This is a genomic window from Bradyrhizobium sp. C-145 (assembly GCF_023375135.1).
GTDB lineage: Bacteria > Pseudomonadota > Alphaproteobacteria > Rhizobiales > Xanthobacteraceae > Bradyrhizobium > Bradyrhizobium zhanjiangense.
The window spans coordinates 4,100,534-4,114,067 of record NZ_CP088150.1; the positions used below are offsets into that span (position 1 = coordinate 4,100,534).

Here is a 13,534-nt window from a genome sequence, read left to right on the forward strand (position 1 = left end):
CTGACAAGCAGCGAAAAGCTCATACGCCTATGCAGGCTTGATGAGGACGTGCTTCTTCTTGCCGAACGACAGCTTGATCACGCCCTCCGGCGTCAGATTTGCTCCTGACAGCGCCATCTTCTCGTCGGTGACCGGCGCGTCGTTGATGCGCAGGCCGCCGCCCTTGATCTGGCGCCGGGCTTCGCCGTTGGAGGCAACCAAGCCCGCCTTAACGAAGGCGTTGAGCACGCCGAAACCTGCATCGAGCTCGCCACGCGGAATTTCCACCGTCGGCAGGGTTTCGGCGAGCGCACCTTCCTCGAAGGTGCGGCGCGCAGTTTCGGCTGCCTCGTTGGCAGCGTCGCGACCGTGCAGCAGCGCGGTCGCTTCGGTCGCGAGCACCTTCTTGGCCTCGTTGATCTCGGAGCCGCCGAGCGCTTCGAGCTTCTTGATCTCAGCCATGGGCAGCGTCGTGAACAGCTTCAGGAATTTGCCGACGTCGGCATCCTCGGTGTTGCGCCAGTACTGCCAGAAATCATACGGCGAGAACTGGTCGGCGTTGAGCCAGACCGCGCCTTGCGCCGTCTTGCCCATCTTGGCCCCTGACGCGGTCGTCAGCAGCGGCGTCGTCAGCGCGAACAGCTGGTGCGTGCCCATGCGGCGGCCGAGATCGACGCCCATGATGATGTTGCCCCACTGGTCGGAGCCACCCATCTGGAGACGGCAGCCGGTGCGCTTGGCGAGCTCGACGAAGTCGTAGGCCTGGCAGACCATGTAGTTGAACTCGATGAAGCTCATCTCCTGCTCGCGCTCGAGGCGCAGCCGCACGGAGTCCATGGTCAGCATGCGGTTGACCGAGAAATGCCGGCCGACGTCGCGCAACATCTCGATCCAGTTCAGCTTGGTCAGCCACTCCGCATTGTCGAGCATGACCGCGTCGCTCTTGCCCTCGCCATAGCGCAGCACCTTTGCGAACACGCCGCGGATCGAGGCCTTGTTGGCCTCGATCTCGGCGACGGTGCGCATCGCGCGCGTCTCGTCCTTGCCGGAGGGATCGCCCACCATCGTGGTACCGCCGCCCATCAGCGTGATCGGCTTGTTGCCCGACTGCTGGAGCCAGTGCAGCATCATCATGGTCAGATAGTTGCCGATATGCAGCGAGGGGGCGGTGCAATCGTAGCCGACATAGGTGGTCGCCTCACCCTTGGCGGCGAGCGCGTCCAGCCCCTCGAAATCGGAGCACTGGTGGATGAATCCACGTTCCTGCAGGGTATTGAGGAAATCCGATTTAAATGCAGTCATCTGTCGGCGTGCCTGACAATTCTTGGTTTACTGTTTTGGGGGCAATTTAAGAGTCTTGCATGGGAACTCGATTGCCACCCGCCACTTGGCGCTGTGGCATTATAAGATGTGTCCCTCTGGCACAAGATCGGCATGCCAGGGCGGGTCTTTTGAGGACGCTGATCCATGATGTTGACGGCACTCGGTTTGATGAGCGGCACCTCGCTGGACGGTGTGGATGTCGCCCTGATCGAAACCGACGGTAAGCAGGTGAAGGCGTTCGGGCCGACCGGCTACCGGCCCTATAGTCCCGCTGAGCGCAACCTGCTGCGCCAGGCGCTGAGCGAGGCCGTGCACCTGTCCCAACGCGATGCTCGGCCGGGGATCCTGGCCGAGGCCGAGCGCGTGGTGACGCGGGCCCATGCCGAGGCGGTCGCCACTTTCGTCGCGCAGAACCGGATGAGGCCGGAGGACATCGACATCGTCGGCTTCCACGGCCAGACCGTGCTGCACAGGCCCGAAAAGCGGTTGACGGTGCAGATCGGCGATGGGCCGGCGCTGGCCAAGGCGATCCATATCCCAGTGGTGCATGATTTCCGCGCCGCCGACGTCGAGGCCGGCGGGCAGGGCGCGCCGTTCGTGCCGGTTTACCATCGGGCGCTGGCCAATTCGCTCGAGCGCGAGGGGCCGATTGTCGTGGTCAATATCGGCGGCGTCTCCAACATCACCTATATCGACGGTAACGACACGCTGATCGCCTGCGACACCGGACCCGGCAATGCGCTGCTCGACGACTTCATGTACCGCCGCATGAACCAGGCGTTCGATGCCGAAGGAAAATTCGCCGCGCTCGGCAAGGCTGATGAGGCCTGGATCGCGCGCGCATTGGAGCTGCCGTTCTTTGCAGCTCCGCCGCCAAAGTCGCTCGACCGCAATGATTTTGCTGCGCTGAAGCTCGGCGACATGCCGCCGGCCGACGGCGCCGCGACGCTGACCGCCTTTACCGCGGCGGCGATCGCCCGGGTCATTCCATTGCTGCCGCGGCGGCCGCGCAGCTGGATCGTCTGTGGCGGCGGGGCTCGCAACCTCACCATGCTGCGGATGCTGCGCGAGCGGGTGGGCTCGGCCACCGTCGAGGCCGCCGAAACGCTCGGCTGGGCCTCCGACGCCATCGAGGCGCAGGCCTTCGGCTTCCTCGCCGCCCGCGGACTGAAGGGCCTGCCGCTGTCCTATCCGGCGACCACGGGCGTGCCGATGCCGATGACGGGCGGGGTGATCGCACGGCCCTGAAGTCACAGGCAGTTGATGCAGATGCATCGACCTTGACGAGTTAATGCAATTGCATCTATATAGATGCAGTTGCATTTAACCGCCGAGATCGCCACCATGACCGCTTCGCTCAAACTGATCAGTCACAAGCTTTGTCCCTACGTGCAGCGTGCCGTCATCGCGCTCAAGGAGAAGGGCGTGCCGTTCGAGCGGATCGATATCGATCTGGCCAACAAGCCCGAATGGTTCCTGAAGCTATCGCCGCTCGGCAAGGTGCCGGTGCTGGTGGTTGCGACCGACAAGAGCGAGGTTGCGTTGTTCGAGAGCAACGTGATCTGCGAGTACATCGAAGACACGCAAACAGGCGCGAAGCTGCATCCGGCGGATGCGCTGAAACGTGCCGAGCACCGCGCCTGGATGGAGTTCGGCTCGGCGATCCTTGGCGACCTCTGGGGGCTGGAGACGACGACCGATCCGGCGACATTCGAGAGCAAGCGCCAAGCGCTCGCGGCCAAATTCGCACGCGTGGAAGCCGCGCTTGGCGCAGGGCCGTATTTCGCGGGCGAGACATTCAGCCTCGTCGATGCGGTGTTCGCCCCGGTCTTCCGCTATTTCGACGTGTTCGATGAATTGACCGAGCTTCGCATCTTCAGCGATCTGCCCAAGGTCCGCGGGTGGCGGGCCGAGCTCGCGAAGCGTCCGAGCGTGCGCTCTGCGGTCGGCGCGGACTATCCGCAATTGCTGCGCGCCTTCCTGGTGCGGCACGATGCGCATCTCTTGAAGCTCGCGGCCTGAGGCGACGCCAATGTCGCAGTCCACGGCCTGGCTCATGCTGGTGATCGCCGGCGCGCTCGATGTCGGCTGGGCGATCTCGATGAAATATGCGGAAGGTTACACGCGCGCAGGCTGGAGCCTCGCCTCGCTGGTGCTGCTCGCCGCCTTCGTCTTCCTGCTCGGGCGTGCCTTGAAGGTGCTCGAGGTCGGCGTTGCCTATTCGGTGTGGACCGGCATTGGCGCGGCCGGCACGTTCCTGCTGGGTGTCGTTCTGTTCGGCGAAACCTTGAGCGCGGTGAAGCTTGCGGGCATCGCGCTTGTGCTGACGGGGATCGTCGCACTCAAGCTGGCTTGAGCGGCGAACTCAGTCCCGTAGCCCGGATGGAGCGGAAGCGCAATCCGGGGCCCTGTGTCTGCGGATGGAGTTTCCCGGATTTCGCTTGCGCTCCATCCGGGCTACAGGACCTCAGCGCACGTTGGCGAGGCGCATGTCGAGATAAGCCGTGATGGTCTCCATCAGCGGCTCGAGCTTGGCGTCGAAGAAGTGATTGGCGCCGGGAATGACCTGTTGGTCGATCACGATGCCCTTCTGCGTCTTCAGCTTCTCGACCAGCGTGTTGACGTCCTTGGGCGGCACCACCGCATCCTTCTCGCCATGCACGATCAGGCCTGAGGACGGGCAGGGCGCAAGGAACGAGAAGTCGTAGAGATTGGCAGGCGGCGCGATCGAGATGAAGCCTTCGACCTCCGGGCGGCGCATCAAGAGCTGCATGCCGATCCAGGCGCCGAAGGAGAAGCCGGCGACCCAGCAGGCGCGCGCCTCGGGATTGATGGTCTGCGCCCAATCGAGCGCTGCGGCCGCATCCGACAATTCGCCGGTGCCATGGTCGAACGAGCCCTGGCTGCGGCCGACGCCGCGGAAATTGAAGCGCAGCACGGAGAAGCCGCGATGTGCAAAAGCGTAGTAGCACTGGTACACGATCTGATGGTTCATCGTGCCGTGGAACTGCGGATGCGGATGCAGGATCATCGCGATCGGCGCGTTCTTCTGCTTGGCCGGATGGTAGCGGCCTTCGAGACGGCCGGCAGGGCCGGTAAAAATGACTTCGGGCATCGATGATCTCTTGATTGATTTCCTGGAGGCGACCTCGGCAATCAACCGATTGTGGCTTCATCGGCAGATGCCGACGAAAGCGCAATGAAGAGTGAGAGGGCGCGTCGTGCGGTGATGCGCTGACGGCGCGCGGTGACTGACGGTGCGCGTTCTAACATAGGCACAGGGTCAAAAAGCAAGCATCTTGAACATCGCCCAACGGGTTCAAGATGTTAGCGTGTCATGGTCGCGTCACCGCGGCCGCACCGTTCGGAATCATGGTTGCCAAGCGCGTGCCCGCGGCCCATGTCGGGACGGCGCAACCATCCCTGTTATGTGAGGTAATATCTTACTCAATGTCGATCCGGGTCTATCTCGATTGGAACGCGACCACGCCGCTCCGCGCTCAGGCGAGGGCTGCGATGCTGGCTGCATACGACCTGATCGGCAATCCATCCTCGGTCCATGCCGAGGGCAGGGAGGCACGCCGCCTGGTCGAGGAGGCCCGTGCCACGCTGGCCACCGCCGTAGGTGCGCTACCGCGGAACGTCATCTTCACCTCAGCCGGAACCGAAGCCAACGGGCTGGCGCTGTCGCCCGGCCTGCGGGGGCCGTCGGGCGGCCCCGTCGAGCGACTGCTGGTCTCCGCAGTCGAGCATGCCTCGGTGCTGGCGGGCGGCCGGTTCCCGGCGGACAAGATCGGTCAGATTCGGGTGACGCATTCCGGCGTCATCGACCTCGAGGATCTGAGGGACCAACTCGGTGGCGGTCCGCCGGCACTGGTCTCCATCATGGCCGCCAACAACGAGACGGGCGCGCTCCAGCCGGTCGCGGTGGCCGCGCGGATCGTTCATGAGGCCGGCGGCCTCCTGCACGTCGATGCGATTCAGGCGCTCGGCAAAATTCCATTCGATATCAAGACTGTGGGCGCAGACCTTGCGACCTTTTCTGCGCACAAGATCGGCGGCCCGAAGGGGGTTGGCGCGCTAGCAGTGGCGGAAGGGCTCGCCGGCCTGGAGCCGGTTCTGCGTGGGGGCGGGCAGGAGCTCAACCGCCGGGCGGGCACCGAGAATGTCGCTGGGATTGCCGGCTTTGGCGCGGCGGTCAAAGTGGCGCTTCAGGCTCTGCCGGAGGATGCGAAGCGAATGGCAACCATCAGGAATCATTTGGAAATTGGCCTTCGCGCCGTTGCTGGGGTAACGGTCTTTGCGGACGAAGTGGAGCGGTTGCCAAATACCGTCCTTTTCACCGCGCCAGGCCTGAAGGCCGAGACCGCTGTGATCGGCTTTGACCTCGCAGGCGTCGCCGTGTCGTCAGGTTCGGCCTGTTCATCGGGAAAGGTCCAGCCGTCCCACGTGCTTTCGGCCATGGGGTACGATCCCACTGTGGCCCAAGGAGCGGTGCGCCTCAGTCTTGGCTGGTCCACGGAACTCGAGGAGATCAATCGAGCGTTAGAGGCTTGGCGAAAGCTCGGTAATAACCTACTTAAGGGCTAGGCGACGAAACACGGCTTGAATGGTTCTAGGTGCGTGCTTTCCGCCAAAAAACATCGTAATAGACGTAATACTCGTCCGAGTTTGATCCACCGCGGTCCTTGAAACCGCGAGCGGAGGATGGAATGCCAGCCGTACAAGAGACGGTCGAGCGCGTGAAGCGCATCGACGTCGATCAGTATCGTTATGGGTTTGAAACCCTGATCGACTCCGAGAAGGCCCCAAAGGGGCTGTCGGAAGAGATCGTAAAATTCATCTCCCAGAAGAAGAACGAACCCGCCTGGATGCTCCAGTGGCGGCTCGAGGCGTATCGCCGTTGGCTGACCATGACCGAGCCGACCTGGGCCCGCGTCGAATATCCCAAGATCGACTTCCAGGACATCTACTATTACGCGGCGCCGAAGCCGAAGAAGACGGTCACCTCGCTCGACGAGATCGATCCGGAGATCCTGAAGACCTACGAGAAGCTCGGCATCCCCTTGCGTGAAGTCGCCATGCTCGAAGGCGTCGAGCCCAAGGTCGGCGAGGAAGACCCGGCCCGCCGCAAGATCGCAGTCGATGCGGTGTTCGATTCGGTCTCGGTTGCGACCACCTTCAAGGCCGAGCTGAAGAAAGCCGGCGTGATCTTCATGCCGATCTCGGAGGCGATCCGCGAGCACCCTGAGCTGGTGCAGAAATATCTCGGCTCCGTGGTGCCGACGTCGGACAATTTCTACGCGACGCTGAACTCGGCGGTGTTCTCCGACGGCTCGTTCGTCTACGTGCCGCCGGGCGTGCGCTGTCCGATGGAGCTGTCGACCTATTTCCGCATCAACGAGCGCAACACCGGCCAGTTCGAGCGCACGCTGATCATCGCGGACAAGGGCTCCTACGTCTCCTATCTCGAGGGCTGCACCGCGCCGCAGCGCGACGAGAATCAGCTGCATGCCGCCGTGGTCGAGCTCGTCGCGCTCGATGACGCCGAGATCAAATATTCGACCGTGCAGAACTGGTACCCGGGCAATTCGGAAGGCATGGGCGGCATCTACAATTTCGTCACCAAGCGTGGCGACTGCCGCGGCGCCCATTCCAAGATCTCCTGGACCCAGGTCGAGACCGGTTCGGCGATCACCTGGAAGTATCCGAGCTGCATTCTCCGCGGCGACAACTCGCGTGGTGAGTTCTACTCGATCGCGATCTCGAACGGCTTCCAGCAGGTCGATTCGGGCACCAAGATGATTCATCTCGGCAAGAACACGTCGAGCCGCATCATCTCCAAGGGCATCGCCGCCGGCAAATCGCAGAACACCTATCGCGGCCTCGTCACCGCGCACCGCAAAGCGACCGGCGCGCGCAACTTCACCGCCTGCGATTCCTTGTTGATCGGCGACAAATGCGGCGCGCACACCGTGCCGTACATCGAGGCGAAGAACTCGTCCGCGACGTTCGAGCACGAGGCGACGACGTCGAAGATCTCGGAGGACGTGCTGTTCTACTGCGTCCAGCGCGGCCTCTCGCAGGAAGAGGCCGTCGGCCTCGTCGTCAACGGCTTCGTCAAGGATGTGCTTCAGCAGCTGCCGATGGAATTCGCGGTGGAAGCGCAGAAGCTGATCTCGATCTCGCTTGAAGGGTCGGTCGGTTAACACCGACCCTCGCGGTGCGCCTAGGCGCTCCATGCCTCATTTGAATAGACTGGACACCAAAATGGCTTTGCTTGAAGTGAAAGACCTCAAGGTTCGCGTCGAGGAGCGTGAGATCCTCCACGGGCTGACGCTGACCGTGAACGAGGGCGAGGTGCACGCGATCATGGGGCCGAACGGCTCCGGCAAGTCGACGCTCTCTCATGTCATCGCCGGCAAGCCCGGCTATGAGGTCACCGACGGCCAAATCCTGTTTAGGGGCGAGGACCTCCTGGAGATGGATCCCGACGAGCGCGCCGCCAAGGGCGTGTTCCTGGCTTTCCAGTATCCGGTCGAGATTCCCGGTGTCACCACCATGAACTTCCTCCGCACCGCACTGAATGCCCAGCGTAAGGCGCGCGGCGAGAGCGAACTGATGGTGCCGGAATTTCTGAAGAAGGTCCGCGAGGTTTCGAAGTCGCTGAACATCCCGCAGGACATGCTCAAGCGTGGCGTCAATGTCGGCTTCTCCGGCGGCGAGAAGAAGCGCAACGAGGTGCTCCAGATGGCGCTGTTCGAGCCCAGCCTGTGCATCCTCGACGAGATGGATTCCGGCCTCGACATCGACGCGCTGCGCATCGCGGCCGACGGCGTCAACGCGCTGCGCTCGCCGGGGCGCGCGATGGTCGTCATCACCCATTATCAGCGGCTGCTCAACTACATCGTGCCCGATTTCGTGCACGTGATGTCGAAGGGCCGTGTCGTGAAGAGCGGTGACAAGGAACTGGCGCTGGAGCTGGAAGCTTCCGGCTACACCCAGTTCGAGGATGCCGCGTAAGGAATTTTGGAGATGAACGTTGCTGTGGCAAAGACCGGGAACGGCCGCGCGGTGAGCGATCTCTTCGCCAGCGCTGAAGGCCGCTTGCCGGGTTCGCCCTCTGTGATCGCGGCACGCCGCGAGGCGTTCGAGACTTATGAGCGTCTCGGCCTGCCGCACCGCCGGATCGAGGAATGGAAGTACACCGATCTGCGTGCGCTGGTCGGTGAGGTGCTGCCGCTGGCAGCGGCGCCCGATTCGGCCGCGTTGAAGCGCGCCGCGGACGCGGTGAAGGCGCATGCGATCGCGGGCGCCCGCAAGCTGGTGCTGGTCGACGGCGTGTTTGCGGCGGATCTGTCCGACGTGAAAGCGCTCGGCTCCGAGGCGAGCCTCAAGACGCTGCGGGAGACGCTGGAGAAGGATGCCGACCTCCTCAATACCGCGTCCACCGATGCCGTGATCGCGCTGAACGCCGCCATGACAACCGACGGCGTCGTGCTGTCGATCGCTGATGGCGCGCAGCTGTCCGCGCCGATCCAGATCATCCACATCGCAACCGCGGCTTCCGCGTCGACCTTCACCCGTTCGCAGGTTGCGATCGGGAAGGGCGTTCGCGCCACCATCGTCGAGAGTTTCGTTGCGGCCGGCGCCAAGGCCTACCAGGTCAACGATGCCGTGCTCGTGACGGTTGGCGACGGCGCCGATGTTGCACATATTCGCCTGATGGACGATGCGGCGGACGCGGTCAACGTCACCTCGCAGTTCGTCACGGTCGGCGCCAATGTGAAGCTCAACTTCTTCAACATGACCACTGGCGCTGCCGTCAGCCGCTTGCAGGGCTTCATCACGCTGGCGGGCGAGGGCAGCGAGCTCTCGGCTAACGGCGTAAACCTGTTGCAGAAGACCGAGCATGGCGACACCACGTTGCTGGTCGACCATGCCGTGCCAAACTGCGTCAGCCGCGAGACTTTCCGCGCCGTGATCGACGACCGGGGTCATTCGGTGTTCCAGGGCCGCATCATCGTTCGTCCCGACGCGCAGAAGACCGACGGCAAGATGATGACCCGCGCGCTGCTGCTCTCGGATGAAGCCGAGGCCGACAACAAGCCCGAGCTCGAGATTTTTGCCGACGACGTCTCCTGCGGCCACGGCGCAACCGCCGGCGCGCTGGACGAGAGCCTGTTGTTCTATCTGAAGGCGCGCGGCCTGCCGGAGAAGCAGGCCCAGGCGCTGCTGATCCAGGCCTTCGTCGGCGAGGCGATCGAGCAGATCGCCGACGACGGCCTACGCGAGTACGTGATCGGCATCGCCGAGCGCTGGTTGGAGCGGCGGTCATGAACACGCATCCGGCCCTCAAGAACGGCGCCTACGACGTTGCGCGCGTTCGCCAGGATTTTCCGGCGCTCGCCATGCAGGTCTACGGCAAGCCGCTGGTCTATCTCGACAACGCCGCCTCGGCGCAGAAGCCCAGCGCGGTGCTCGACCGCATGACGCAGGCCTATACCAGCGAATACGCTAACGTGCATCGCGGCCTGCATTACCTCGCCAATGCGGCGACGGAAGCCTATGAGGGCGCGCGAGCAAAAGTCGCGCAGTTCGTCAACGCCCGCCGCACAGAGGAGATCATCTTCACCCGCAACGTCACCGAGGCCATCAACCTCGTGGCGTCGTCCTGGGGCGAGCCGAACATCAAGCAAGGCGACGAGATCGTCCTCTCGATCATGGAGCACCATTCCAACATCGTGCCCTGGCATTTCCTCAGGGAGCGCCATGGCGCGGTGATCAAATGGGCGCCCGTCGATGACGAAGGCAATTTCCTGATCGACGAGTTCGAGAAGCTGCTGACGCCGAAGACCAAGCTTGTCGCCATCACCCAGATGTCGAACGCGCTCGGAACATTCGTTCCGATCAAGGAGGTCGTGCGGCTGGCCCACGATCGCGGCATTCCCGTGCTGGTCGATGGTGCGCAGGGCGCGGTGCATCTGCCCGTCGACGTGCAGGATCTCGACTGCGATTTCTACGCGTTCACCGGCCACAAGATTTATGGCCCGACCGGCATCGGCGCGCTCTATGCCAAGCACGAGCACCTTGTCGCGATGCGGCCGTTCAACGGCGGCGGCGAGATGATCCGCGAGGTTGCGAAGGACTGGGTCACCTATGGCGATCCGCCGCACAAGTTCGAAGCCGGCACCCCGCCCATCGTCGAAGCGATCGGCCTCGGTGCCGCCATCGATTACGTCAATTCGATCGGCAAGGAGCGCATCGCCGCGCACGAGCACGATCTCGTCACCTACGCCCAGGACCGGCTCCGCGAGATCAACGCGCTGCGGCTGATCGGTACCGCGCGCGGCAAGGGGCCGGTGATCTCCTTCGAGCTCAAGGGCGCGCATCCCCACGATGTCGCCACCGTGATCGATCGCCAGGGCATCGCGGTGCGCGCCGGCACCCATTGCGTGATGCCGCTTTTAGAGCGGTTCAACGTCACCGCCACCTGCCGGGCCTCGTTCGGCATGTATAATACGCGGGAAGAAGTCGATCATCTGGCACAGGCGCTTCTGAAAGCGCGGGATTTGTTCGCATGAGTGACATGGCCGACGTCAAAGCCAATCCGATGGAGACCCATTCGGCGCTGCCGCCGGAGGAGACCGAGCGCTTGACCACCGAGATCATCGCGGGCCTCAAGACCGTGTTCGATCCGGAAATCCCGGCCGACATTTATGAGCTCGGGCTGATCTACAAGGTCGAGATCAAGGACGACCGCTCGGTCGACGTGCTGATGACGCTGACGACGCCGAACTGTCCGGCCGCCGGCGAGTTGCCGACCATGGTCGAGAATGCGGTTGCCAGCGTCCCCGGCGTCGGCGTGGTCGACGTCAAGGTCGTCTGGGAACCGCCGTGGTCGCCCGAGCGCATGAGCGACGAGGCCCGCCTCGTGCTGAACATGTGGTGACGGCTCGCATTGAATTCGCTTCGCAACGGACCACATAGATAACATGACCCAGGCGACACCAGCTTCGACACCAAAGCCCCGGCGGCCGCGCCCGCAGGTGATGCGGCTGACGGATGCTGCCGCGCAGCGGATCACCGAGCTGACCCAGCGCGCGGACTCCGAGATCGTCGGCCTGCGCGTCGGCGTGAAGAACGGCGGCTGCGCCGGCCAATCCTACACCGTCGAATACGCCCACGAGATCCGCCCGACCGACGAGGTCGTCGAGGACAAGGGCGTCAAGATCCTGGTCGATCCCAAGGCCGTGCTGTTCCTGCTCGGTACCGAGATGGACTACAAGGCCGACAAGATGCAGGCCCAGTTCGTCTTCAACAACCCCAACCAAGTCTCCGCCTGCGGCTGCGGCGAGTCGGTCGAGCTGCGGCCGGCGAAGGTTGAGGGTTAAGCCCGGCTTTCGCAACCCCCACCGCTGTCGTCCTGGCGGAAGCCAGGACCCATACCGCGTGATGCCTCGATCGTGGGAGGTATCCGTACCGCGTGGCGTAACTTTTACTCTTCGCTAAACTACTCCCTGGGGTAATGGGTCCTGGCTTTCGCCAGGACGACGGTGGAGAGAGAGTTGGGCCATGGACCGCGAATTCCTGATCGACCTGTTCGCCGATTTCGGCCCCGTCACCATCCGAAAAATGTTTTCCGGCTACGGCATCTCCGCCGACGGGATCAACTTCGCGCTGTCCTTGCGCGCCGGGCTGTTCTTCCGCGCTGACGAGGTCACGATCCCGAATTTCGAGGCGGAAGGCTCAAAGCCGTTTCAATATTCGACCCGCGCAAAGACCGTGCTGGTGAACTCCTATTGGGAGCTGCCGGCGCGGCTGTTCGACGATTCCGAGGAGCTGGCGCAATGGGCGAGGGCAGCACTCGCCGCCGCCCAGCGCGCCAAGGTGAAGAAGCGGCCGAAGGCGAAGAAGGCCGCGCCGAAGAAGCTTGCCACGAAGAAACGGCCGGCCAAGAAGACGGCACGTAGGGTGGGCAAAGCGAAGCGTGCCCACCGTTGATAATCATGATGTCGGAGACATGGTGGGCACGGCGCGTGCGCGCGCCTTTGCCCACCCTTGTAATAGCGCAATCAGATATTGTCGGCGTGTTCCGTGAGGAATGGCCTGCCGCGGCTGCAACCCGCGGCAGGCCGCTGGCGATCGGATCGCGCCCACCCTGAGCAGTTTGTGGCTGCCCCGTAGCAGGATCGCGCCAGCACCTTCATCGGACCCGGATGGTTGCCGGAACAATCAGGTTCGCTTCACAAGGCAGGGGCGACGAAGATGGCACAGACTAGCACGACGACAGCGGGAATCGATACGTCCAAGGCGAAGCTCGACATTGTAGTTCATGGTCGAGACGAGGGTTGGGAGGTCGCCAACGACCTTCCCGGTTGGCGGAAGCTGGTGCAACTGCTGACCAAAGCTGGCGTCAAGCGAGTCGGGATCGAAGCGACCGGCGGTTACGAGCGTGGGGTAGTGGAGCATTTGCGTGCGGCCGGCGTCATCGTGCTGGTGCTGCAGCCGATCCAGGTCAAGGCGTTTGGCCGCTCCCGATTGCGTCGCGCCAAGAACGATACGCTGGATGCCGCGCTGATTGCTGCCTGCGCGGCATCGCTCGAAGAGGTGAGGAGTGCGCCGGATCCGCGCTTGGCGGAGCTCGCCGAGCAGCTCACCTTCCTCGAGCAGATCGAGGACGACATCAAGCGCTTCAAGACCCGGCTCGAGCATCTCGAGAAGCCTGGGCTACGCCGCATCGTGCTGGATGACATTGCCCGGTTGAAGGCAAGGCGGCTCTCCCAAATCCGTCACATCGCCAAGCAACTACGCGCTCACCACGATCTCGCTGTCCGCCTTGACCTCGTGATGAGCATTCCCGGGATCGGTGAGCGCACGGCACTGGCCCTCCTGGTCCGCATGCCTGAACTCGGCCGTGTCAGCCGGGAGGAAGTCGCAGCCCTTGCCGGGCTGGCTCCCTTCGACAACGATAGCGGGCAGTACAAGGGCCAACGCCGTATCGCCGGCGGCCGCGCTCGCCTGCGTCGCTCTCTGTTTGCGGCAGCCCTGCCTGCGGCCTTCCGCTGGAATAAGGCCGTCATGACCCTCTATGCCCGCCTGACTGCGGCCGGAAAGGCTCACAATGCCGCTCTCATCGCATGCGCGCGCAAGCTGCTCATCTATGCCAACACCGTCGTGCAACGCGGAACGCCGTGGACTGAAAAACTCCTCGGCGTTTAATGGTTGCTAC

The 13,534-nt window shown here is 63.4% G+C and carries 14 protein-coding genes; 12 read left to right on the forward strand and 2 right to left on the reverse strand.

Annotated features, from left to right (window positions below; genetic code table 11):
• Window positions 1–27: 27 nt before the first annotated feature.
• Window positions 28–1,281: a tyrosine--tRNA ligase gene (gene tyrS, locus LRP30_RS19030; RefSeq protein ID WP_128934099.1), complete on the reverse strand. Its 1,254-nt coding sequence runs from the start codon at window positions 1,279–1,281 to the stop codon at window positions 28–30.
• 165 nt (window positions 1,282–1,446) lie between these two features.
• Between tyrS and LRP30_RS19035 the strand changes: the two genes are divergently transcribed.
• The 3 genes from LRP30_RS19035 (at window position 1,447) to LRP30_RS19045 (ending at window position 3,658) form a co-directional block, all read left to right on the forward strand.
• Window positions 1,447–2,550 carry an anhydro-N-acetylmuramic acid kinase gene (locus LRP30_RS19035; protein ID WP_249761350.1) on the forward strand — a complete coding sequence of 368 codons (1,104 nt, stop codon included), beginning with the start codon at window positions 1,447–1,449 and terminating at the stop codon, window positions 2,548–2,550.
• 96 nt (window positions 2,551–2,646) lie between these two features.
• Window positions 2,647–3,324 (forward strand): glutathione S-transferase family protein, encoded by a 678-nt coding sequence (locus tag LRP30_RS19040; RefSeq protein ID WP_128934097.1) that lies wholly within the window; start codon window positions 2,647–2,649, stop codon window positions 3,322–3,324.
• 10 nt (window positions 3,325–3,334) lie between these two features.
• Window positions 3,335–3,658 (forward strand): multidrug efflux SMR transporter, encoded by a 324-nt coding sequence (locus LRP30_RS19045; protein WP_128934096.1) that lies wholly within the window; start codon window positions 3,335–3,337, stop codon window positions 3,656–3,658.
• A gap of 111 nt (window positions 3,659–3,769) precedes the next feature.
• On the opposite strand, the gene LRP30_RS19050 is transcribed toward LRP30_RS19045, so the two are convergent.
• Complete coding sequence (locus tag LRP30_RS19050; RefSeq protein ID WP_014495555.1) at window positions 3,770–4,417, reverse strand: alpha/beta hydrolase; 648 nt, start codon at window positions 4,415–4,417, stop codon at window positions 3,770–3,772.
• 335 nt (window positions 4,418–4,752) lie between these two features.
• Between LRP30_RS19050 and LRP30_RS19055 the strand changes: the two genes are divergently transcribed.
• The 9 genes from LRP30_RS19055 (at window position 4,753) to LRP30_RS19095 (ending at window position 13,524) form a co-directional block, all read left to right on the forward strand.
• Complete coding sequence (locus LRP30_RS19055; protein WP_249761351.1) at window positions 4,753–5,892, forward strand: cysteine desulfurase family protein; 1,140 nt, start codon at window positions 4,753–4,755, stop codon at window positions 5,890–5,892.
• A 122-nt stretch (window positions 5,893–6,014) separates the two neighbouring features.
• Complete coding sequence (sufB, locus tag LRP30_RS19060) at window positions 6,015–7,511, forward strand: Fe-S cluster assembly protein SufB (RefSeq protein ID WP_249761352.1); 1,497 nt, start codon at window positions 6,015–6,017, stop codon at window positions 7,509–7,511.
• Window positions 7,512–7,572: 61 nt separating this feature from the next.
• On the forward strand, window positions 7,573–8,325 hold the full coding sequence (gene sufC / locus LRP30_RS19065) for a Fe-S cluster assembly ATPase SufC (RefSeq protein ID WP_164935130.1): 753 nt from the start codon (window positions 7,573–7,575) through the stop codon (window positions 8,323–8,325).
• Window positions 8,326–8,337: 12 nt separating this feature from the next.
• Window positions 8,338–9,642 (forward strand): Fe-S cluster assembly protein SufD, encoded by a 1,305-nt coding sequence (sufD, locus tag LRP30_RS19070; RefSeq protein ID WP_249761353.1) that lies wholly within the window; start codon window positions 8,338–8,340, stop codon window positions 9,640–9,642.
• Window positions 9,639–10,886, forward strand: coding sequence for a cysteine desulfurase (locus tag LRP30_RS19075; protein ID WP_249761354.1), 1,248 nt, complete (start codon window positions 9,639–9,641; stop codon window positions 10,884–10,886). Before sufD ends, LRP30_RS19075 begins: the two co-directional genes overlap by 4 nt.
• The gene (locus tag LRP30_RS19080) at window positions 10,883–11,254 is read left to right on the forward strand and encodes an SUF system Fe-S cluster assembly protein (protein WP_091887959.1); all 372 of its coding nucleotides are present in this window, start codon (window positions 10,883–10,885) and stop codon (window positions 11,252–11,254) included. The genes LRP30_RS19075 and LRP30_RS19080 overlap by 4 nt, the downstream gene beginning before the upstream one ends.
• 43 nt (window positions 11,255–11,297) lie before the next feature.
• Complete coding sequence (locus LRP30_RS19085) at window positions 11,298–11,696, forward strand: iron-sulfur cluster assembly accessory protein (protein ID WP_091887957.1); 399 nt, start codon at window positions 11,298–11,300, stop codon at window positions 11,694–11,696.
• A 181-nt stretch (window positions 11,697–11,877) separates the two neighbouring features.
• Window positions 11,878–12,306, forward strand: a complete 429-nt coding sequence (locus LRP30_RS19090; RefSeq protein WP_249761355.1) for a TfoX/Sxy family protein — start codon at window positions 11,878–11,880, stop codon at window positions 12,304–12,306.
• Between the two features lie 264 nt (window positions 12,307–12,570).
• Entirely contained in the window at window positions 12,571–13,524 is a 954-nt protein-coding gene (locus LRP30_RS19095) for an IS110 family transposase (protein ID WP_249761356.1), read from the forward strand.
• The last annotated feature ends 10 nt before the right edge of the window (window positions 13,525–13,534 follow it).